Consider the following 19,869-nt stretch of genomic DNA (forward strand, 5'->3'; position numbering starts at 1 on the left):
AACGGAGAAATTCAAAACAACAGGGTGTTCTCTGTGCCATCTCTGTGTCTCCGTGTCTCGGTGTCCAAGGGTTTTTGGTCTGTAAACTTTTCTATTTAGTTACGGACTGGCTTGCCAGTTTGCATCATGCCCATAATGCGCTCTTGTGTTTTTGGATGATTCAGCAATTCCATAAACGCCTTGCGCTCCATGTCCAGCAGCCATTGCTCGCTGACCAGGCTGCCATTATCGATGTCACCACCGCAAACCACTTCAGCAATCATTTTGCCCAGTTTGAAGTCATGTGCAGAGATGAAGCCACCATCACGCATATTGATCAGTTGTGCAGCGATCGTGGCGATGCCATGACGGCCAGTAACTGGTACCAGTTTGCGCATAGGGGCGCGATAACCGGCATCAAACATGGCGCGTGCTTCTACCTTGGCAACGTGCAGCAATTCGTAAGGATTGAAGACGATGACGTCATCTGTAGACAAATAGCCCATCTTCTGTGCTTCCAGCGCAGATTTGGAAACGGCGGCTGTCGCTGCATTGGTGAAGTAGTTTTTCAGGAATTGCAGCAAATCTGTGCCTTTGGCATCTGCCGCTGCACGTACTGCTGCTTCTTTCAAACCACCACCGCCAGGAACCAGGCCTACGCCCACTTCTACCAGACCAATGTAAGACTCGATGGATGCCACGCGTTTTGCTGCGTGCATCATCAATTCGCAACCACCACCCAGTGCCAGGCCAGATACGGCAGCAACTACAGGAATGTTCGCGTATTTCAAAGCCTGATGTGCATCTTGCAGGCGGGAGATTGCTGGCTCGATTGCTTTCACGCCACCGGACATGAACAAAGGCAGCATGGCTTGCAAGTCAGCACCGGCAGAGAAGGCACCGCCATCAGCCGCATCTGCACTCCAGATGACCAGACCCTTGAAGTTTTTCTCGGCTTCAGCGATGGCTTTTTCCATACCTTCGATGACGCCTGGGCCTATCACATGCATCTTGGTTTTCAGTGACAGGACCAGTACGTCGTCATTCTGATGCCAGATACGGACGGAATCATCTTCAAAGAAAGTCGTGCCAGCGTTTGCGCCGGTTGCCACGCCTGTACCCAGTACCGGCGCACGGAAAGCTTGACGATCGTACACAGCCAGATTGGAGCGTGGCACATAAGTGCTGCTCGCTGGCGACCATGAGCCTTCAGCAGTATGCACGCCTGTGCGGCCATCCAGTACCCAGGCTGGCAGCGGTGCATTGCACAGTGCCTTGCCTGCGTCGATATCTTCCTTGACCCAGCCAGCCACTTCTTGCCAGCCAGATGCTTGCCATGTTTCGAACGGGCCTACATTCCAGCCAAAGCCCCAGCGCATCGCAAAGTCTATGTCGCGTGCATTGTCGGCTATCGTTGCGCCATGCACGGCGATGTAATGGAAGGCATCACGGAAAATCGCCCACAGGAACTGTGCCTGTACATTGGTCGATTCACGCAGGGTCTTCATTTTCTTGACCGGGTCTTTTTCTTTCAGCATGCGGGCGACAACGTCGTCAGCCTTGGCGCCGCCAGTCACATATTGTGCTGTCGCGAAGTCCAGACGCTGGATATCCTTGCCAACTTTTTTGTAGAAACCGGCACCGGATTTTTGACCGAGCGCACCTGCAGCGACCAGTTTGGCCAGCACTTCAGGTGTTTTGTAGACAGCAAAGAAAGGATCATCAGACAGATTGTCTTGCATGGTCTTGATGACATGGCCCATGGTATCGAGACCAACCACGTCAGCAGTACGGAAAGTACCGGAAGAAGCACGGCCCAGTTTTTTGCCTGTCAGGTCATCGACAACATCGACAGTCAGACCAAATTTTTCTGCTTCATAAATCGTTGCCAGCATGCCGAAAATACCGACGCGGTTGGCGATGAAATTAGGTGTGTCCTTGGCACGTACTACGCCTTTACCCAGGGACGTCGTCAGGAAGCCTTCGAGCTGGTCGATAATTTCTGGACGGGTAGCGACGGTAGGGATCAATTCCACCAGGTGCATATAGCGCGGTGGGTTGAAGAAATGCACACCGCAGAAACGGGCTTTCAGTTCTGCATCAAAGCCGTCAGACAGGGCAGTGATGGACAGACCAGAAGTGTTGGATGCGAAAATCGCATTTGGTGCAATGTGCGGAGACACTTTTTTGTACAGATCATGTTTCCAGTCCATGCGTTCTGCAATGGCTTCAATGATCAGATCGCAACCGGCCAGCACGTCGAGATTGTCTTCGTAATTGGCGACTTCGATCAAAGCTGCGTCATCCTTGTTGCCCAGCGGCGCAGGATTCAACTTTTTCAGGTTTTCGATAGCGCGCAGGACGATGCCGTTTTTTGGGCCTTCCTTGGCTGGCAAATCAAACAGGACTACAGGTATCTTTGCATTGATACAGTGAGCAGCAATTTGCGCACCCATCACGCCAGCGCCCAGAACGGCGACTTTTTTAACGATGAAATTGGTCATTTTTAACCTCAGGTAGGACGCCCCAGCCCATTTACATGGGAAGGGGCGCATGTTTGATTAGAACAAATCAGCTTCGAGTGCCAGCAAATTGGCAGAACCAGAACGTGCCTGGCGGATCAGCATCGCTGTTTCCGGATACAGGCGGGCAAAGTAGAAACGCACTGTTGCCAGTTTGGAGACATAGAACTTGTCGCCAGAATCTTGTTTTTCAAGAGCGATTTTTGCCATTTGTGCAAAGAAATAACTGTAGACCAGATGACCGACTACGCGCAGGTAAGGCACAGCAGCAGCGCCGACTTCATCCGGATTCTGGAAGGCTTTCATGCCGATTTCCATAGTCAGCTTGGTGACTTTGTCGCCCAGCTCAGCCAGTGGAGTAACAAATTCTGCCAATGCTTCGTTAGTGCCATTGGCTTCAACGAAAGCTTGTACCTTGGCACCGAATTTGCGCAGTTTTGCACCATTGTCCATCAGGATTTTACGGCCCAGCAAGTCCAGGGACTGTACTGTATTTGTGCCTTCATAAATCATGTTGATGCGGGCATCGCGTACATATTGCTCCATACCCCATTCAGCGATGAAACCGTGGCCACCGTAGACTTGCAGACATTCAGAAGTCGCAGTCCATGCATTGTCAGTGATGAAGGCTTTGATGACTGGTGTCAGCAGAGCGACTTCGTCAGCGCAATCTTTACGGACTTGTTCGTCAGGGTGGTTCAGTTCTTTATCCAGTTGCAGAGCAACGTAGGAACAGAATGCGCGTGCGCCTTCTGCATAGGCTTTTGCTGTGAACAGCATGCGGCGTACGTCAGCGTGGACGATGATAGGGTCAGCTGGTTTGTCCGGTGCTTTAGGGCCAGAGAGGCTGCGCATCTGGATACGGTCTTTTGCATAGACCAGGGCATTCTGGTAAGCCACTTCTGTCAGACCCAGGCCTTGCATACCGACGCCCAGGCGTGCGGCATTCATGAACACGAACATCGCATTCAAACCCTTGTTAGGGCCACCGATGAGCCAGCCAGTTGCGCCGTCCAGGTTCATCTGGCAAGTGGAATTGCCGTGGATACCCATTTTTTCTTCGATCGCGCCACAGAAAATAGGATTGCGTTCGCCATTGCTGCCATCTGCATTTGGCAGATATTTAGGAACGATGAACAGGGAAATACCTTTCGAACCTTCTGGTGCACCTGGCAGACGTGCCAGTACCAGATGGACGATGTTTTCTGACATGTCGTGTTCACCGGCAGAGATGAAAATCTTTGCGCCTGTGATTTTGTAGCTGCCGTCAGCCTGTGGTTCTGCTTTGGAACGCAGCATGCCGAGATCAGTACCGCAATGTGGCTCGGTCAGGCACATGGTGCCAGTCCAGTCGCCAGAGATCAGTTTAGGCAGGTACAGGGATTTTTGTTCTGGTGTGCCATGCTCATGGATACATTCATAGGCACCATGGGACAAGCCTGGGTACATGGACCAGGCCTGGTTCGATGAGTTCAACATTTCATAGAAAGAATTGTTGACTACCAGTGGCAAGCCCTGGCCGCCGAATTCCGGGTCGCAAGACAATGCAGGCCAGCCAGCTTCCACATATTGTTTGTAAGCTTCTTTAAAGCCTTTTGGTGTGGTAACAGTGTGATTGGTCTTGTCGTGGTGGCAGCCTTCGCGGTCGCCGGAGTGGTTCAACGGGAACAATACATTGGCAGTAAATTTGCCGCCTTCTTCCAAAATCTGGTTGATGATGTCGCCATCAACATCAGCGTGCTTGGGCAGCTGTTTCAATTCTTCTTCTACATTCAACAGCTCATGCAACACGAACTGCATATCACGCAATGGAGCGATATATTGACCCATGATTTTCTCCTGACGGCAAAGTTAAAACGGTAAATGTGGATACTAAATTTTTGCGGCGGTAACTGATCAGGCTGTGACCTGCACCGGCGCGTAATACTCGATCATTCGTTCAAATCCTATCTCGGCACGGCCTACGCTGCCCGGCTTGCGCAAGAAACGCGCATCATGGTGCAGGGCTAATATCAGGCCATACATTTCATACACAATCTGTTCAGGTTCGACATCATCACGCAAATGGCCCAGTTGTATCGCCTGTGCTGCGGCGCGGTGCAAGGCACCCTGCCACGCGTGGACCATACCAACCAGTTCATCCCTGATAGGCCCTGCCCTGTCATCGTATTCAGCCGCACCGCTGATATAGATACAGCCAGATGCAATCTCTACCGTGACGCGCTTGACCCATAAGGCAAACATGGACTGCAAACGCGGCAAGCCACGTTCTTCTTTCATGCTTGGATAAAACACCTCTTGCTCGAAATGATGGTGGTACAGCTTCAGCACTTCGATCTGTAAATCTTCACGCGAACCGAAATGGGCAAACACGCCAGACTTGCTCATGTTCATCTTATCGGCCAGCAAACCTATGGTCAGCCCCTCGATGCCATCACGGCTGGCAGCGTCCAGAGCTACATCCAGAATGGCGGCGCGGGTCAGTTCCCCCTTGCGCATGAATTTTGATGTCATATTCATATTACATTGATTGTGTTGAAAAGATTCATGTCTGCCCGTTGTGACCATTAAGTGAAGCAAAAAGTGATGCAAACAAATGAATTTATCGAACGCTCGTACTATTATGCACAGCGCATGAAAAGTCAAACCAGATTCTGTCTTTAGAGGAGAGTATCTATTATAAGGACCTACGCAAAACTGCCCCTGCTGCGTTGCAGTGCCAGCATTTAGTAAATTCGGTACTAAAGTACTGTCTTCGTTACTGCTCCTTGCTGGGACAATTTTGCGTAAGTCCTAATTGTTTTGCCTCCTGCCATCTCGTTTTTTGTTTTCTGCTTAGTCCTGACTATGCGTCTGGTCCAGCTGTCGCCTGTCGCGCTTGGTGGGTCTGCCTGTCATGGTGGCAGTCGGTTCCCGGAAATACTTTCTGTCTTCTGCTGCCTTGGCGCGTTTTGCTGCGCTCTCTGCGGTTTCTTCATACATGGTCTGGGCGATGGTGGCCGAGCCCCGGGTTTCCAGTATGCGCAAGACCCTGACCTGCCACACCTGCTCAGCCTGCTGTACCTCGATCAGGTCACCGACTTTGACATTATGCGCAGGCTTGACGCGCTGCTCGTTTTGCAGAGCGCGGCCCAGCTCTATGGCATTGGTGGCCAGGCTGCGAGTTTTAAAGAATCTGGCTGCCCATAGCCATTTATCGATACGGGTGGTTTCACTCATGAAGTTTGTCGCTTTTTATTCAGGATAAACAAGCTTTATAAAGCAAGTATGACGTTAAAAAATACGTCCATACTATTTTGATGCAATTTATGGCAGCTGTCAGTCAAATCCTGGGCATTTTCGCCCAATGTTTGTGCATACAACAAAGCAACACCCTGAGTGACGCTATGTTGCAGTGCGCATAGACAATAAACTGAACGACCGTACAATTTGGCAAAGTTTGTATTTTTGCATACTTGCCAATTTGGTCGGATCAGCTCATGAGCTCTGTTGAAGAACTAAGTGGAAAAAAACGCGCCATTCTCATTGCCGCAGAGAAATGCTTTGCAGCGCAAAGTTATGAAGGCGTGTCGATACGCGACATTGCCCACGAGGCTGGTGTACCCATCGCCCTGATAGGCTATTACTTTGGCGCAAAGAATGAGTTGTATCACGCCATCTATGAACATCACAGCGGTTATATCGCTGAACGCCTGAACGGCTTGCGCCATGCACGCACACATAGCGCGCCTGGCACGACCCTGGAAGCCATCATCGCTGCCTTTGTACTGCCAGTATTAAAACTCAATGAAAAAGCCGAGGGCGCAAACTTTTCCCGCATGGTCATGCGCGGTGTCATTGACCAGCACGAAGCCAGCGAACGCATCACCCGCGAATTCTACGACCCCATGGCACGCGAATTCATCGCCGCCCTGCACGATGCCCTGCCCCACGCCCCCGCTGATAGCGTCTACTGGAGCTATCAGTTCGCCCTTGGTGCCCTGCTGCATCATGTCGTTGATACCCGCATAGAACGCCTGTCTGATGGTTTGTGCCCGGCCCGCCAGGCTGACCTGGCGGCACCTTATCTGCTGCGCTTTATCACTGACGGCATCAAGGCAGCCACGCGGGTGGGCTGAGGCGCTGGCCTGTGTCACAATGCAGGCCAAACAGACTCGCATGCACACAAATGGAAGCCATCATCTTCATAGGACTACAGGCCAGCGGTAAATCTTCTTTTTACAAAGAACACTTTTTCAATAGCCATCTGCGTATCAGTAATGATTTGCTGAAAACCAAAAACCGCCAGGAACGCCTGCTGGATTTCTGCTTCGACACCAGCATGCCCTTTGTCATTGACAACACGAATCCAACAAAAGAAATCCGGGCAAACTATCTGAAACAGATCAAGGCCAGGCAATGGCTGGTGACTGCGTATTACTTCAAGACTGATCTGGAAAGAGCGCTGGCATGGAATAGCCAGCGGCAAGGCAAGGACCTGGTGCCCAAGGTTGGCATACTTGATACGCACAGAAGATTGGAAGTCCCCGATTATGATGAGGGTTTTGATCGCTTGTATTATGTCGATTTGATAGATGGCAAATTAACTGCCACTGATTGGAAAAAATGAAGTTTGATGAACTGGAAAAAGTCATGCGCGGCTATGAAACTGCGCACGATGATTACGTCCCCGTCAGCAAGTATATGATTGCACGCATTGATGGCCGCGGCTTTACCCGTCTGACCAAAGAAACCTGTGCTTTTGAAGCGCCATTTGATATCAGGTTTCGTGACCTGATGGTAGAAACTTGCAAGCATCTGATGAATTGCGGCTTCAAGGTCATCTATGCCTATAACCAGAGCGATGAGATTTCTTTATTGTTTGACCTGAATATCAATGCCTTTGGCCGCAAATTAAGAAAATACAATTCCTTGCTGGCAGGAGAAGCCTCGGCCAAATTCAGCCTCATGCTGGGTCAGGTAGCCGCATTTGATTGTCGCATCTGCCAGTTACCCACTCAGAACCTGGTCGTCGATTATTTTCGCTGGCGCAATGAAGATGCCAACAGGAATGCCCTGAATGCGCATTGCTACTGGCAGCTCAGGAAAGAAGGAAAATCACAAAACGAAACCACCAGCTTCATAGAAGGCAAGTCACTGGCGGAGAAAGAAGCTTTGCTGCAAAGCAGGGATATCAATTTCAAGGCCCTGCCACTATGGCAAAAACGCGGTACCGGCCTGTACATGCTTGAAGAAGAGAAAATCGGCTTTAATCCAAAAGAAAACAGAGAAGTTGTCGGTACAAGAAAAGTCTTGAAGACTGACTATGAATTGCCGCAAGGAGACGCATATAGTGAATTCTTATGGCAATTATTAAAAAACGATGCCGACACTCAAGGACAATAGCGCCTGCCAGCAAATTCCCTTTCAGGCTTATGTGCTGGCTCCAATGTTTGCACCGTTGACCTGGTTGCTTGCGGCTGTGGCGACAAATCTTTATGGGCGGGGTTTGAGCCTGGCTGCATTTGGCATGAAGTTTTCGTTCATGCTGCTATTGCTGCTGGGTTCTTATGTCTTGTCTATACCCTTGCTGCATATCTGGGCGGGCCTGGTAGGCAAGCCACAAAAAAGCAGCTACGCTGGATTTATATTTGCAGCAATCACTGCGCTGGCATTGGGTGTGATCTATGCGCAACCCGGGTTTCAGGATGCCCGCCATACAACGCAAAACCTGGTCTACCTGGCTTTCATGCTGCTGACCAGTCTTGGCATGTTCATGAGCCTGAAAAATCTGTTCGCGCCAGCAAATCACTACCCTTACGGTCTGGCATGGTTGAGCAGACAGACTACGGTCTGGAGCATATTTTCCCTCATCAAAGCTGTGCTGGCACTGATCATCATTTGCTCAGTCACTTATGTAAACTCCCTGCCTCGGGACTTTAACTTTGCACGTTTTTTTGCCAAGATGATTAAGCAGGGAGACTTTGTCGAAGAAGTATTTGCAGCTTCAATCTTTGACATTACCCCAGGGCATTTCATGGACTGGTGTTTGTACAGCGCTATCGTGCTGGCGTTAGCAGCCATGGCATCTGCACTACAGGCGAAAATCAGAGATGAAGATTCTTTGTACCGTGCAACAGGCTGTACCGTCGGCGCACTTGCCCTGGCGGTTTTTGATCCTAAACTGGCTGTCTATGCAGGCCTTGCTTATGGTCTTGCTTCGTATGCTTTGGAATTGAAAACCAAGAAGTAAGGCCAACTAAAATAGCACCAGTTTTTAGTATTCTTTTTTACTGAGTAAATAAAATCGATATCAGGTAAATTATGCATTCTGGAATTGCCAGGAAGCAGTCATATCAACACCGACATACTTAGGATGCTCTTTAACACGCCTTCTCAGTGCAGCAGCCTTTTGCAACAAGAGTTTGGCTTTTTCATCAAATTGCGAACTGCGCAGCAGTAAGTCGTAGGCGTGCTGCTCGTAGTCATCTGCATTAAAGGAAGCCATAGTATGAAGTTTTTCATAAAGGTAATCAACAAAATCTGCGGGTAAACGACGACCTAAATCGCACTCCAGAGTGCAGACGATATCAATGAAATTATTGGCAGCACGCCCTGCTATCCAGAGCCAGCGCAGATCGCCGTTCTCAGCATTTAAATATTTTTTAGCGTAGCGACGTAGTAAATCATCCCTTGCCACTTTGGGTTCATCCTGACAAAATAATTGCTCATTTCTTGCATTCAGATCTGCTATCTTCTGAATTGGCACTGTCATTCCAAGTCTTGCATAAATTTGATTCTCAGTTTGAAAAGTATCTCGTATTTCATTCCATTTTCTTAAGGCATTTAATTCGCCGTTGAACCGACGAATGGCGATCAATCGCATTACCCCTGCTGCATGATGTTTTTGAGAGACTGTAATACTGAGGAATTCGGATAATTTAGCTTTTAAATCACCAGGGCCTGCGATATTAAATCCCGCCCATATTATTTGAGAAATCTCTAATATTCGCGTCAATTTTCTCAAGACCCGCGCTCGAAGGCGATCATCCAATTCACACGAAATAGATTTACTGTATTGAGTCCCGTGTATTTTATCGATATGCTCCAGACATACTATGGCGCATGCTTTTTTCTCTTTTGCGTTTTCAATATTATTGAGTCCTGCAGTAGAGTCACAATCGTATGCGCTCCGATACAAAGTGTGCAAATCTGGATCTTCAAACAGGAGCCCTGCCGCGCAAGCAATATCAAACTGCCCGCCCAAAAGTTCCTCACCATTAATTATTTCGTCAATACGTAAGAGAAATTTTCTATTTTTTTGTAGACCGGCAATCCATACCCCTACTCGCAGAGAACAATATGAATCCGGGCCGTTCAGGAAATCCAGTTCTTCCAATCTGAAAAGATCATCCAGATGACTATCTGAAATAACCGACAACAAATAGCGAGCGCGAGTAACGAATACATCGAAATCAATATAGTGAGCGACATACGATTTAGGACCAAATATCTCGCGCCGGTCAAATACACTTGTGTACTCACGAATCAGGTCAAAGGGATTATGTTGGAGCATAGGTAGGTTATCGGTCTATTTACTTATTTACGGCATCACATTTCGGAAAAACTATAACTACAAAAATTTCCTGTGTTCTGTACCTGAAGTTCAAGCCCCAACTATCCAGCCTTCCAGCGTATCAAATTCTGGCAAGCCATAGTTATGGTCCCGTCGCTGCCAGGCCCAGGCTGCCAGCAGCATGCATAGCACGGCGTCAAGCAGATCGGCACTGCCATCTGCTATGAGTTCTGTTTTATAGATGCCAAAGTCCATCCTGATTTTCCAAGGCGTAGCCCCAGCTTCAAGGGCAGCGACAATCAACTTGCGCGCTTGCTGGCGTTCAGGTGTTTGCTTGCTCTTGTCATCGCTTTTATACGAGGCTTTGGTGATGCTGCGTGCCACCATGCCTGGGTAAGCTTCGAGGGCGATGCGTTGCGGGTCGCTCTCATGCATACCGGGGATGCTGACACCGGCATCCAGCAAGCGCGGGGCGCCTGCGTGCAACATGTAGGCGACGGGCGGGTTCACCCATTTCATCGAAGGTGAAGAGCCAGCGGGGATGTCGGTTGCCCTGTGGGCGAATTTATTACCGCTTGCGCGGGCATCGCAGAAGGCCTTGAATTGCAGACGTAATTCAGCCCGTGTCTGTGCTTGCAGATGGCGCATCAAATCTGGCCAATTAGCTGGCCAGTGCAGATGTTCCACCAGCTCACGTGGCAGGGAAAATGGCAAATCAAAACCGGCCAGCCAGGGGCCAGGTTGCAGGAGCCAGTTGTCAAAAGCGGTGAAGTCGCTGAGTGTTTGCAGAGACTCCAGGTACAGTACATCGTCTTGCATCTGGCCGCTGGCTATCGTGATGCCTTTGCGGCGCGATGGTGCCGAAGTGAAATCCACACCGTGCACTTTCATCCGTAATGTCCGAAGGTGACGATGCGCATGAGGCCGCGGTAAATTAGATATGCCGTGCCATACCAGGCGCGCTTGTACCAGGCTTTCTTGTGTACATCTTCGGCAAAAATTTCTGTCCCATCGGCGATACCCATTTCCAGCTCATGGGCCAGGCTGGCAGCAAAAGTTTTGTCGCGAATCACGATATTGGCTTCATGATTGACGAACAGGCTGAGGCCATCAAAATTACTGGAACCTACCGTCGCCCAGTCTTCATCAATGACACCGACTTTGGCATGCAGTTGCGTCTTGCCGTATTCAACGATGCGCACGCCGGCTGCCAATAATTTGGGGTAGAAGGATTGCGACACTGCATCCTGCAAGGCGAACTGGCCCACGCCGAGCAAGAGCACCACATCAACACCACGGGTGGCAGCAGATACCAGGGCGCGACGGAATTTTCTGCCGGGCGCAAAATAAGGTGTTACCAGGATGGCGCGTGATCTTGCCATACCCAGCGCCTGCAAATAGGCGCGTTGTATGGTGGCGCGGTTACGTAAATTGTCGCGTACCACAAGCGCGGCTGCAGTGATCTGCTTGCCTGCGACCTTGGCGTCAGCGCGCAAATGCTTCATCAATGCCAGACGGGTACGCAAACCCAGTTTGCCCAGTTTGCGCCATTGTGATTCCACTTCGAGATGGACATGAGCCACCAGCGGGCCTGTGACAGTAACGGCAAAATCCCATCGCGGAAAAGGCAGGGCTATGCCAGAACCATCATCGGCAATGCAGTCATCGATGATATTCAAGCCGCCGACGATGGCAATTTGTCTGTCAACCACGCAGATTTTTCTGTGCGTACGCGCCAGGCCGCGCTTGAACCAGGGATTGAAGCAACGGCAAATCACACCCTGCTCAATAAAGCGATTGGTCAGCGCTATCGCCACGCTGCGGTCACTGCCTATCCAGTCTATGACTACCCTGACCTGCACGCCACGCGCTGCTGCCTGCACCAGTGCTGCCTGCACGGACTGTGCAGTCTCGTCATTGGCGAAAATATAGGACTCAAGATAAACCTCATGCTGCGCCTGGTTGATCGCTGAAATCAGGGCAGGAAAAAACTGTGCACCATTTTGCAAGAGTTCTACATCATTGCCCTCAATGAAATGCAGCTTTCTCATGCGTTTCCAGCCTGGTCCTGCAATTCAAGGATGGCGGTAATCGGCACATGATCGGACAAGGTAGTCCAGGGCGCACCTTTCATGACGCGTGCTTCGTTCACCTTGAATCCGCGCAGGTAGACGCGGTCCAGGCATAACCAGGGCAGGCCAGCGGGAAAGGTGCGGGCATGACCACTGGTGTTCTTGCTCAATATCTTGCGCATGCCCTTCAGCGAAAATCGTGATGCCGGTCCCTGGGCCTCAACATCAAAGGCTTCGATGACGCCCAGTTCCTGATACAGGGTCTGGCTCAGGCGCTGGCTCCAGTCATTGAAATCACCGGCTATCACCAGCGGTGCATTGGCTGGCAAATCTTGTTTGATGGTATTGATTAGTGCCTGTATCTGGCGGCGACGGCTGCCAGCAAACAAGCCCAGATGGATGACGAAACAATGTACCTGCACCTGCTCTATCTGCACGATGGCATGCAGGATGCCGCGCTGCTCATAGGCATGGTCAGATACATCATGATTGGTGAAGGAGGCTATCGGATAACGGCTCAGCAAGGCATTGCCGTGGTGGCCGTGCTCATACACAGCATTCATGCCATAGGCGGCATGATGGGATTGTCCTGCCAGGAAAGCATGCTGGCTTTCTTGCGGCCACAGTGTGTGGTTTTCTGCATGCAGATCATGTTGTCCCTGCACTTCCTGTAAAAATACCAGGTCGGCGTCGAGCAAATCTATCGCTTCCTTGATGCCATGGATGCGGGCCTTGCGGCCAAATGCACTGACGCCCTTGTGGATATTGTAGGTGGCAATGCGCAGCTTCATGGTGGCTCCCTTTAGCTTGTTAAACCTCGATCAGCTTCGGTAGTTGCAGTATGGCTTCGGCATTCGATGCGGAGAAACATTTATCCGCTGCCTCTTGCCAGGGCAACCACACATATTGCAGATGTTCACGCGGTGCCAGTCTGATTGCGACATCGGGACTGACACACAGGCCAAACACATGCTCGGTATTTTTCGTCACACCCGGCGCATAGCGGTGACGCCAGACCGGATAGATTTCATATATATTGGTCAAACCCCAATCTTGCAAGTCATATTGCAAGGCATCGATACCGGTTTCTTCTGCTACTTCACGGATAGCGGTCTCAGCCAGGGCTTCATCTTCAGTATCCTTGGAACCCGTCACTGACTGCCAGAAACCAGCCTTGTCGGCCCTCTCCAGTAATAGTACATCAAGCGCAGGCGTATAAATAACGACGAGTACGGATACCGGGATTTTATGCAGTGACATAGTGGGCAAGACAAAACTGTAGCTGGTTTTCAGATTGCTATTTTAACGCCTTTAGCTACTCTTGCTTTTTTGTATCTGAGCTATCTGGTATTTAAGCGTCCAAAAACAAAAAGAGCCTGTCAAAAACAGGCTCTTTTCTTGAAATTTCCATGAAGATTACTTACTTCTTCACCGGTACTGCGGGCGGCAATTCTTTTTCCTGCAAATGTCGCACTTGCGGAACCAGCTTGTTATGCGCATCCAGGAAGGCCGCAACGATGACCTTGGCTTCATTGGTATTGCTCCAGCCTGCGCCAAAGCCACCACCATTGGCACCAAAAGCCAGCCCACCCAGGCCCAGGTCAGTAGACTTGGCCGAACCTGTCGAGGCAGCTACCTGCTCGGTGGTTTCATTATCAGTCAGCAGCAAGGCTACCTGCGCCTCTTTGAAACTGACTTTCTCAGCGTAACCTACAAAATTTCTGAGGAAAGGAATCATGCCCATGATGGCACCGATGCCGCCACCTGCCTTGCTTTCAGAAAAAGTCAGGCTGGGTGTCATGGTGTATTGCGCTTCGTAACCCTTACCTTTGGAAACGGTAGAGTTCTTGCGTATGATGCCCTGGTCTTTCAGTTCCTGCTCGTTGATGACGGCTTTCAGGCCAGACGCGCGGTCTACCACGCGGAAGCAGCCGCTTTGCTGGGCCAGCAGGCGTATCAGTGGTACAGGTGAAGACGGCAGATTGTACTGGCTGATCTGGGTATAACCATTGGGGTTTTCCACCAGTGCCAGTGTCGCCACTGGTGCATCACACTTGATCAGGGTCTTGCTGGCACCCTTGGCACCAGCAGGACCGGCTGCCCCTGTTACTTCAGAGGCCCCTTCACCAAGCTCGGTTTTCTTTTGCCCGCAAGCGACGAGAAACAAACTGCTGCTCAACAATAAAAATAAGGCTGTCTTGTTATTCACTTGCATACTCTTTTCATTGTTGTCAGTTTCATTAATACGTCCTTGCAGATGAAGAATTAAGCGAGTTTTGGTTCTGCTGCACGCAAGCGGATATGCAGCTCACGCAATTGCTTTTCGTCGACTTCAGACGGTGCTTGTGTCAACAGACACTGGGCACGCTGAGTTTTCGGGAAAGCGATCACGTCACGGATGGATTCTGCACCTGTCATCATGGTGACGATACGATCCAGACCGAAAGCCAGGCCACCATGTGGAGGCGCGCCGTATTGCAGGGCATCCAGCAGGAAACCAAATTTCAATTGTGCTTCTGCATCATCGATCTTCAATGCACGGAACACTTTGCTTTGTACTTCAGCACGGTGGATACGGACAGAGCCGCCGCCCAGTTCCCAGCCGTTCAGGACCATGTCGTATGCCTTGGCGATACACTTGCCTGGATCTGTTTCCATCAAGTCTTCATGGCCATCTTTTGGTGCAGTGAACGGATGGTGAGTTGCTGTCCAGCGGTCGTTTTCTTCATCATGTTCAAACATAGGGAAGTCAACTACCCACAATGGTTTCCATACGTCTTCAAACAAGCCATTGGCTTTGCCGAATTCGCTATGACCAATTTTCACGCGCAATGCGCCGATGGCATCGTTCACAACTTTAGCTTTATCTGCACCGAAGAAAATCAGGTCGCCATCTTGTGCGCCTGTACGTTCCAGGATTTGTGTCAATGCTGCGTCATGGATGTTCTTGACGATAGGCGATTGCAAGCCATCACGGCCTTGTGCCTTGTCATTGACCTTGATGTAAGCCAGACCTTTGGCACCGTAGATACCAACGAATTGTGTGTATGCATCAATTTCAGAACGTGGCATGTTTGCGCCACCTTGTACGCGCAAGCCGACCACACGGCCATTGGCCATATTGGCAGCACCGGCGAATACTTTGAAGTCAACATCCTTCATCACGTCTGTCAATTCTGTGAATTGCAGTTTGACGCGCATGTCTGGCTTGTCTGAACCATACAGGCCCATGGCTTCAGCAAATTCCATGACAGGGAAAGGATTTGGCAGGTCGATATCCAGCGTGTTCTTGAATACCAGACGTATCATGCCTTCAAACATGTCACGAATCTCTTGCTCATTCATGAAAGAAGTTTCGCAATCGATCTGGGTAAATTCTGGCTGACGGTCAGCACGCAAGTCTTCATCGCGGAAGCACTTGGTGATCTGGTAGTAACGGTCAAAGTTGGCGACCATCAGCAATTGTTTGAACAATTGTGGGGATTGTGGCAGCGCAAAGAAGTTACCAGCATTAACGCGGGATGGCACCAGATAGTCACGTGCACCTTCTGGTGTGGACTTGGTCAGCATCGGTGTTTCGATATCGATGAAGCCGTTTGCATCGAGGAACTTGCGCACTTCCATCGCGACCTTGTAACGCAGGCGCAGGTTGTTTTGCATTTGCGGACGACGCAAATCCAGCACGCGGTGAGTCAGGCGTGTAGTTTCAGACAGGTTGTCATCATCCAGTTGGAACGGTGGCGTGACGGAAGGATTCAAGACTTCCACTTCATGCGCCAGCACTTCGATCTTGCCGGATTTCAAATTGCTGTTGCCAGTGCCTTCTGGACGGTTGCGTACCAGGCCAGTAATGCGCAGGCAGAATTCATTACGTACGGATTCTGCAGCCTTGAACACATCAGCACGGTCAGGATCACAAACTACCTGCACCAGACCTTCGCGGTCACGCAAGTCAATGAAGATCACGCCGCCGTGATCGCGACGACGGTGCACCCAGCCGCACAGGCTGACGGTTTGGCCGAGTAATTCCTCAGTAGTGAGGCCGCAGTATTGGGTACGCATGGACATATTTCTTACCTGTCTGTATTCAAAATTAAAAATGATTTGATGCAGTGGATAACCACATCATTTATTTGGTGGGGAGATGCTCGGGAGCCACCACGCCCATGGAAACAATATACTTGAGTGCGGCATCGACACTCATGTCCAGCTCTATGGCTTCATCCTTGGGTAACATCAGGAAAAAGCCGGAAGTCGGGTTTGGCGTAGTCGGCACATACACGCTGACAAAATCGCCTTTGAGATGATTAACCACGTCACCACCAGGTACACCGGTCAGAAAGCCTATGGTCCAGCAATCACGACGCGGATATTCAATCAGCACGGCTTTGCGGAAAGCATTGCCGGACGATGAAAACAGGGTATCGGATACCTGTTTCACGCTGGAATAGATGGAACTGACGATAGGAATGCGTTGCAGCAGGCTTTCCCAGGCTTTGATGACGTAATTGCCAATAAAGTTCTGTGCCAGCAAACCAGTCACAAAGACGATGAGCAAGGTCAGGATAGTGCCTATGCCCAACACCTTGAAACCTACCAGTTTTTCCGGACGCCATTCAACTGGCAATAATAGCAGGGACTGGTCCATGGTACTGATAATGGCATGCAGTACCCACAGCGTAATCGCCAGGGGCACCAGAATCAGCAAGCCAGTAATAAAGTATTTACGCATGGTAATGGTTAGCTTTGTGAATTAAACGGCAATAATAAGGGATAAAGAGCAAATCAGGCTGCTTTGCCAGCGTCACTGGCTGCTGCAGGTGCACTGGTTTCAGCCGCTGGCGTCGCTGCGGGTGCTGGCGTTGCCGCTGTTGCTGATGAGCCGCCTTCAGCCGCTGGTGCAGCTGCGGTGCCACCTGAGCCACCACGGAAGTCAGTCACATACCAGCCCGAACCCTTGAGCTGGAAGCCGGCAGCAGTCACTTGCTTGCGGAAAGAAGACTTGCCGCAGGTAGGACAAACACTGAGCGGCTCTTCAGACATCTTTTGCAGTACATCCTTGGCAAACCCGCATTCTTCACAGCGGTAAGCATAAATCGGCATGGCGTAGCCCTAAAAAACTGATAAAACCCTGAATTATAAAGGTTTTTGATCAGAATTTGCGCATTGCGTCATGCCGCAGTTCAGTTCAGAATCAAACTGCCAACTTCTTATGGACAAATTGCGGCAGCAAAGAACCGGCTATCATGCCTGTCACACTCATGAGTACACCCACCAGTTGTGGCGGCCACAAGCCATCGGCGGCAAACACTTCCATGCTGACCCAGGAAACAATGCCGAGGATGATGGAAGCCAGGCCACCCTGAGTAGTTGCCCTTTTCCAGTACAGACCAAATGACAGCGGTACAAAAGCAGCGACCAGGGTCACTTTATAGGCATTCTCCACCATTTTATAAATACTGGATTCAGTATTCATGGCAAAAACAGTAATAATTGCCGTAAATACCAGCACCACCGCACGCATCATGAACAGGAATTGCTTGTCACTTTGCTTGGGGAAGAATGGTTTCAGGATGTTTTCAGAGAAAGTCACGGATGGTGCCAGCAAGGTAGCACTGGCACAGCTCTTGATCGCCGACAGCAAGGCACCAAAGAACATCACTTGGGCCAGCATGGGCACCTTGGTCATGATCAGGGTAGGCAAGATCAGTTGCGAGTCTTTGTCTATCAGGCTTTCCACCATCTTGGGGTCGATCAGCGTGGCTGAATACGCCAGGAACATGGGGATGAAGGCAAAGCAGAAATACAATACGCCGCCCAATACAGATGCATTACCGGCAATTTTTTCATTCTTGGATGAAGCTACACGCTGGAACACGTCCTGTTGCGGGATAGAACCCAGCATCATGGTAATCCAGGCGGCAAAGAACCAGAGTGACTCCTTGGCAGTAGGATTAGGCCAGAATTCCAGCTTGCCCGCATTGGCTGCGTGGGAAATCACCACACCGGCACCACCCACCATGCCAGATACTTCCCAGCCTATGTACAACATGCCAACCACGATGATGATCATTTGCAGGAAGTCAGTAATCGCTACCGACCACATGCCGCCCATCAGTGTATAGATCAGCACGCTACCAGCACCGATGATCATGCCCCACTCGTTGGATATATAACCACCAGATACCACGCTGAACACCAGACCCAGGGCCTTGATTTGCGCGGCGACCCAGCCGAGATATGAGACCACGATACACAGGGTCACCAGTACTTCGGCGGTACGGCCAAATTTATTGCGGTAGTAATCACCTATGGTCAGCAGGTTCATGCGATACAAGGGGCGCGCAAAGAACAGGCCGACAAAGATCAGGCACAGGGAAGAGCCAAAGGGATCGGCAACCACACCTCTCAAACCTTCCTTGACGAAGGTAGAGGAAATGCCCAGCACGGTTTCCGAGCCAAACCAGGTGGCAAATACCGTCGCCGTTACCACATACATGGGCAAGGAACGGCCTGCTACCGCATAGTCTTTGGAGTTATTGACATAACGGGCGGCATATAAACCTATGCCAACAGAAATGACCCAATACAGGATGACAAACCAGATAAGAGTATTCATGGAAGACGTGCAATGATGTCAATAAAAAAACCCGCATTTTTTTGCTGCGGGCATTATAGACGTAAGTTACACGAAGTTTGCAGAGGCCAAAGGCAATTTCTGCCAAGTATCAGGCATATTTGTGTAAAAAACACGCTATCTGGGCCTATGTAGCAAAATGTACCAATTTTTGTTGGCTACCTCTAAAAAATAAGCATCATTTCCTTTCCCGGAAGAAATGCGGATGGAAATTATATTCTTATTATATAAGCAATAACTTGCAACACTTTGAAACATGCGTGTCCATGCCTGGATCGATTCATATAAAATCCATTCCAACTTGCATTTATTGCAGGTTTGTTTATTAAGTTTATTAATCTAAGCTGCAAGCCTGCTCCTGGCTTATGCGGCACATCTACGATAGGAACATCCATGGAACTGGCAAGCACCCAGCAAGGTTACGGTCCAGCGCGTGAGCGTTTTATCAGCAAGACCTTTAATCATCTCGGTGGCGCAATTCTGGCGTTCACTGCAATAGAAGTAATTTTTTTCAAGACCGGCATCGCTGAAGTTATGGCACAAGCCATGCGCCATCTGCCATGGTTTCTGATCCTTGGCGCATTCATGCTGATAGGCTGGCTGGCATCGCGCGCTGCGCATACGGTAGAAAGCCTGCCGTTGCAATATGCCGCTTTGGGCGCCTACATCGTGGCAGAAGCCATTATCTTCATCCCCATCCTGTACATTGCCAATCAGGTAGCGCCTGGTGCGATTGCCACCGCCGGTCTGGTGACTGTGCTGGCAACGGTTGGCCTGGTAGGTATTGCCTATGTATCCAGAAAAGATTTTTCTTTCCTGGGCAGCGTATTGAAATGGGGTGGCCTGGTAGCTCTGGTATTGATTGGCTGTGGCATGATTTTTGGCTTCCAGCTTGGCTTGTTCTTTTGCGTAGCCATGGTGGCATTTGCTGGCGCGTCCATCCTGTATGACGCTTCCAACATCATCCATCACTATCCAGAAGACCGCTATGTAGGCGCATCGCTGCAATTATTTGCTTCTGTTGCCCTGATGTTCTGGTATGTACTGCGCATCGTTATGAAACTGCGTGACTAAGCAAGTAACTCAGCGTATTAAAAACTAATC

At 50.1% G+C, this 19,869-nt stretch carries 19 protein-coding genes; 5 read left to right on the plus strand and 14 right to left on the minus strand.

The genetic code is table 11. From position 1 onward, the window contains the following. Positions 1 to 95: 95 nt before the first annotated feature. From DFR42_RS12765 to DFR42_RS12780, 4 genes are all read right to left on the minus strand, one after another. Positions 96 to 2,483 (minus strand): 3-hydroxyacyl-CoA dehydrogenase/enoyl-CoA hydratase family protein, encoded by a 2,388-nt coding sequence (locus DFR42_RS12765; protein WP_110255347.1) that lies wholly within the window; start codon positions 2,481 to 2,483, stop codon positions 96 to 98. Positions 2,484 to 2,540: 57 nt separating this feature from the next. After that, on the minus strand, positions 2,541 to 4,331 hold the full coding sequence (locus DFR42_RS12770; RefSeq protein ID WP_110255348.1) for an acyl-CoA dehydrogenase C-terminal domain-containing protein: 1,791 nt from the start codon (positions 4,329 to 4,331) through the stop codon (positions 2,541 to 2,543). Positions 4,332 to 4,397: 66 nt separating this feature from the next. Further along, positions 4,398 to 5,000, minus strand: coding sequence for a TetR/AcrR family transcriptional regulator (locus tag DFR42_RS12775; RefSeq protein WP_110255560.1), 603 nt, complete (start codon positions 4,998 to 5,000; stop codon positions 4,398 to 4,400). A gap of 336 nt (positions 5,001 to 5,336) precedes the next feature. Next, positions 5,337 to 5,720, minus strand: a complete 384-nt coding sequence (locus DFR42_RS12780) for an RNA-binding S4 domain-containing protein (RefSeq protein WP_110255349.1) — start codon at positions 5,718 to 5,720, stop codon at positions 5,337 to 5,339. 260 nt (positions 5,721 to 5,980) lie between these two features. Here DFR42_RS12780 and DFR42_RS12785 point away from each other — a divergent pair, with 260 nt between their 5' ends. From DFR42_RS12785 to DFR42_RS12800, 4 genes are read left to right on the plus strand one after another with little or no spacing between them, the layout of a single operon-like run. Next, entirely contained in the window at positions 5,981 to 6,619 is a 639-nt protein-coding gene (locus tag DFR42_RS12785) for a TetR/AcrR family transcriptional regulator (RefSeq protein WP_110255350.1), read from the plus strand. 50 nt (positions 6,620 to 6,669) lie between these two features. Next, entirely contained in the window at positions 6,670 to 7,110 is a 441-nt protein-coding gene (locus tag DFR42_RS12790; RefSeq protein WP_110255351.1) for an ATP-binding protein, read from the plus strand. Beyond that, entirely contained in the window at positions 7,107 to 7,886 is a 780-nt protein-coding gene (locus tag DFR42_RS12795) for a tRNA(His) guanylyltransferase Thg1 family protein (RefSeq protein ID WP_110255352.1), read from the plus strand. The genes DFR42_RS12790 and DFR42_RS12795 overlap by 4 nt, the downstream gene beginning before the upstream one ends. After that, the gene (locus tag DFR42_RS12800; protein WP_110255353.1) at positions 7,864 to 8,733 is read left to right on the plus strand and encodes a hypothetical protein; all 870 of its coding nucleotides are present in this window, start codon (positions 7,864 to 7,866) and stop codon (positions 8,731 to 8,733) included. The genes DFR42_RS12795 and DFR42_RS12800 overlap by 23 nt, the downstream gene beginning before the upstream one ends. A gap of 69 nt (positions 8,734 to 8,802) precedes the next feature. Here DFR42_RS12800 and DFR42_RS12805 read toward each other — a convergent pair whose 3' ends face one another. The 10 genes from DFR42_RS12805 to DFR42_RS12850 all read right to left on the minus strand — a co-directional run bounded on the left by DFR42_RS12805 (position 8,803) and on the right by DFR42_RS12850 (position 18,747). Next, complete coding sequence (locus DFR42_RS12805) at positions 8,803 to 10,056, minus strand: hypothetical protein (RefSeq protein ID WP_110255354.1); 1,254 nt, start codon at positions 10,054 to 10,056, stop codon at positions 8,803 to 8,805. A gap of 90 nt (positions 10,057 to 10,146) precedes the next feature. Further along, positions 10,147 to 10,947 carry a DUF429 domain-containing protein gene (locus DFR42_RS12810; RefSeq protein WP_110255355.1) on the minus strand — a complete coding sequence of 267 codons (801 nt, stop codon included), beginning with the start codon at positions 10,945 to 10,947 and terminating at the stop codon, positions 10,147 to 10,149. Then, the gene (gene clsB, locus DFR42_RS12815) at positions 10,944 to 12,107 is read right to left on the minus strand and encodes a cardiolipin synthase ClsB (RefSeq protein ID WP_110255356.1); all 1,164 of its coding nucleotides are present in this window, start codon (positions 12,105 to 12,107) and stop codon (positions 10,944 to 10,946) included. Before clsB ends, DFR42_RS12810 begins: the two co-directional genes overlap by 4 nt. Beyond that, the gene (locus DFR42_RS12820; protein ID WP_110255357.1) at positions 12,104 to 12,919 is read right to left on the minus strand and encodes an endonuclease/exonuclease/phosphatase family protein; all 816 of its coding nucleotides are present in this window, start codon (positions 12,917 to 12,919) and stop codon (positions 12,104 to 12,106) included. The genes clsB and DFR42_RS12820 overlap by 4 nt, the downstream gene beginning before the upstream one ends. Before the next feature lie 19 nt (positions 12,920 to 12,938). Continuing rightward, positions 12,939 to 13,388 (minus strand): dihydroneopterin triphosphate diphosphatase, encoded by a 450-nt coding sequence (gene nudB, locus DFR42_RS12825; RefSeq protein ID WP_110255358.1) that lies wholly within the window; start codon positions 13,386 to 13,388, stop codon positions 12,939 to 12,941. Between the two features lie 160 nt (positions 13,389 to 13,548). Beyond that, positions 13,549 to 14,343 (minus strand): CsgG/HfaB family protein, encoded by a 795-nt coding sequence (locus DFR42_RS12830; protein WP_110255359.1) that lies wholly within the window; start codon positions 14,341 to 14,343, stop codon positions 13,549 to 13,551. Positions 14,344 to 14,393: 50 nt separating this feature from the next. Continuing rightward, positions 14,394 to 16,196, minus strand: a complete 1,803-nt coding sequence (gene aspS, locus DFR42_RS12835; RefSeq protein ID WP_110255360.1) for an aspartate--tRNA ligase — start codon at positions 16,194 to 16,196, stop codon at positions 14,394 to 14,396. Positions 16,197 to 16,257: 61 nt separating this feature from the next. Beyond that, entirely contained in the window at positions 16,258 to 16,860 is a 603-nt protein-coding gene (locus DFR42_RS12840; protein ID WP_110255361.1) for a DUF502 domain-containing protein, read from the minus strand. A 53-nt stretch (positions 16,861 to 16,913) separates the two neighbouring features. Then, positions 16,914 to 17,231, minus strand: a complete 318-nt coding sequence (locus tag DFR42_RS12845; RefSeq protein ID WP_110255362.1) for an FmdB family zinc ribbon protein — start codon at positions 17,229 to 17,231, stop codon at positions 16,914 to 16,916. 91 nt (positions 17,232 to 17,322) lie between these two features. Beyond that, a complete protein-coding gene (locus DFR42_RS12850; protein ID WP_110255363.1) occupies positions 17,323 to 18,747 on the minus strand; it encodes a high affinity choline transporter 1 in 1,425 nt (474 codons plus the stop codon). Positions 18,748 to 19,158: 411 nt separating this feature from the next. On the opposite strand from DFR42_RS12850, the gene DFR42_RS12855 reads away from it, so the two are divergent. Continuing rightward, positions 19,159 to 19,839 (plus strand): Bax inhibitor-1/YccA family protein, encoded by a 681-nt coding sequence (locus DFR42_RS12855; RefSeq protein WP_110255364.1) that lies wholly within the window; start codon positions 19,159 to 19,161, stop codon positions 19,837 to 19,839. Positions 19,840 to 19,869 lie beyond the last annotated feature (30 nt).

Source organism: Undibacterium pigrum (genome assembly GCF_003201815.1).
Classification (GTDB): Bacteria; Pseudomonadota; Gammaproteobacteria; order Burkholderiales; family Burkholderiaceae_D; genus Undibacterium; species Undibacterium pigrum.

Coding starts and splice junctions, on each gene's coding strand:
- DFR42_RS12765 (WP_110255347.1), bottom strand. CDS start 2,483: ATGACCAATTTCATCGTTAAAAAAGTCGCCGTTCTGGGCGCTGGCGTG.
- DFR42_RS12785 (WP_110255350.1), top strand. CDS start 5,981: ATGAGCTCTGTTGAAGAACTAAGTGGAAAAAAACGCGCCATTCTCATT.
- DFR42_RS12850 (WP_110255363.1), bottom strand. CDS start 18,747: ATGAATACTCTTATCTGGTTTGTCATCCTGTATTGGGTCATTTCTGTT.
- DFR42_RS12840 (WP_110255361.1), bottom strand. CDS start 16,860: ATGCGTAAATACTTTATTACTGGCTTGCTGATTCTGGTGCCCCTGGCG.
- clsB (WP_110255356.1), bottom strand. CDS start 12,107: ATGAGAAAGCTGCATTTCATTGAGGGCAATGATGTAGAACTCTTGCAA.
- nudB (WP_110255358.1), bottom strand. CDS start 13,388: ATGTCACTGCATAAAATCCCGGTATCCGTACTCGTCGTTATTTATACG.
- DFR42_RS12775 (WP_110255560.1), bottom strand. CDS start 5,000: ATGCGCAAGGGGGAACTGACCCGCGCCGCCATTCTGGATGTAGCTCTG.
- DFR42_RS12770 (WP_110255348.1), bottom strand. CDS start 4,331: ATGGGTCAATATATCGCTCCATTGCGTGATATGCAGTTCGTGTTGCAT.
- DFR42_RS12820 (WP_110255357.1), bottom strand. CDS start 12,919: ATGAAGCTGCGCATTGCCACCTACAATATCCACAAGGGCGTCAGTGCA.
- DFR42_RS12830 (WP_110255359.1), bottom strand. CDS start 14,343: ATGCAAGTGAATAACAAGACAGCCTTATTTTTATTGTTGAGCAGCAGT.
- DFR42_RS12845 (WP_110255362.1), bottom strand. CDS start 17,231: ATGCCGATTTATGCTTACCGCTGTGAAGAATGCGGGTTTGCCAAGGAT.
- DFR42_RS12790 (WP_110255351.1), top strand. CDS start 6,670: ATGGAAGCCATCATCTTCATAGGACTACAGGCCAGCGGTAAATCTTCT.
- DFR42_RS12805 (WP_110255354.1), bottom strand. CDS start 10,056: ATGCTCCAACATAATCCCTTTGACCTGATTCGTGAGTACACAAGTGTA.
- DFR42_RS12855 (WP_110255364.1), top strand. CDS start 19,159: ATGGAACTGGCAAGCACCCAGCAAGGTTACGGTCCAGCGCGTGAGCGT.
- DFR42_RS12780 (WP_110255349.1), bottom strand. CDS start 5,720: ATGAGTGAAACCACCCGTATCGATAAATGGCTATGGGCAGCCAGATTC.
- aspS (WP_110255360.1), bottom strand. CDS start 16,196: ATGTCCATGCGTACCCAATACTGCGGCCTCACTACTGAGGAATTACTC.
- DFR42_RS12800 (WP_110255353.1), top strand. CDS start 7,864: ATGCCGACACTCAAGGACAATAGCGCCTGCCAGCAAATTCCCTTTCAG.
- DFR42_RS12795 (WP_110255352.1), top strand. CDS start 7,107: ATGAAGTTTGATGAACTGGAAAAAGTCATGCGCGGCTATGAAACTGCG.
- DFR42_RS12810 (WP_110255355.1), bottom strand. CDS start 10,947: ATGAAAGTGCACGGTGTGGATTTCACTTCGGCACCATCGCGCCGCAAA.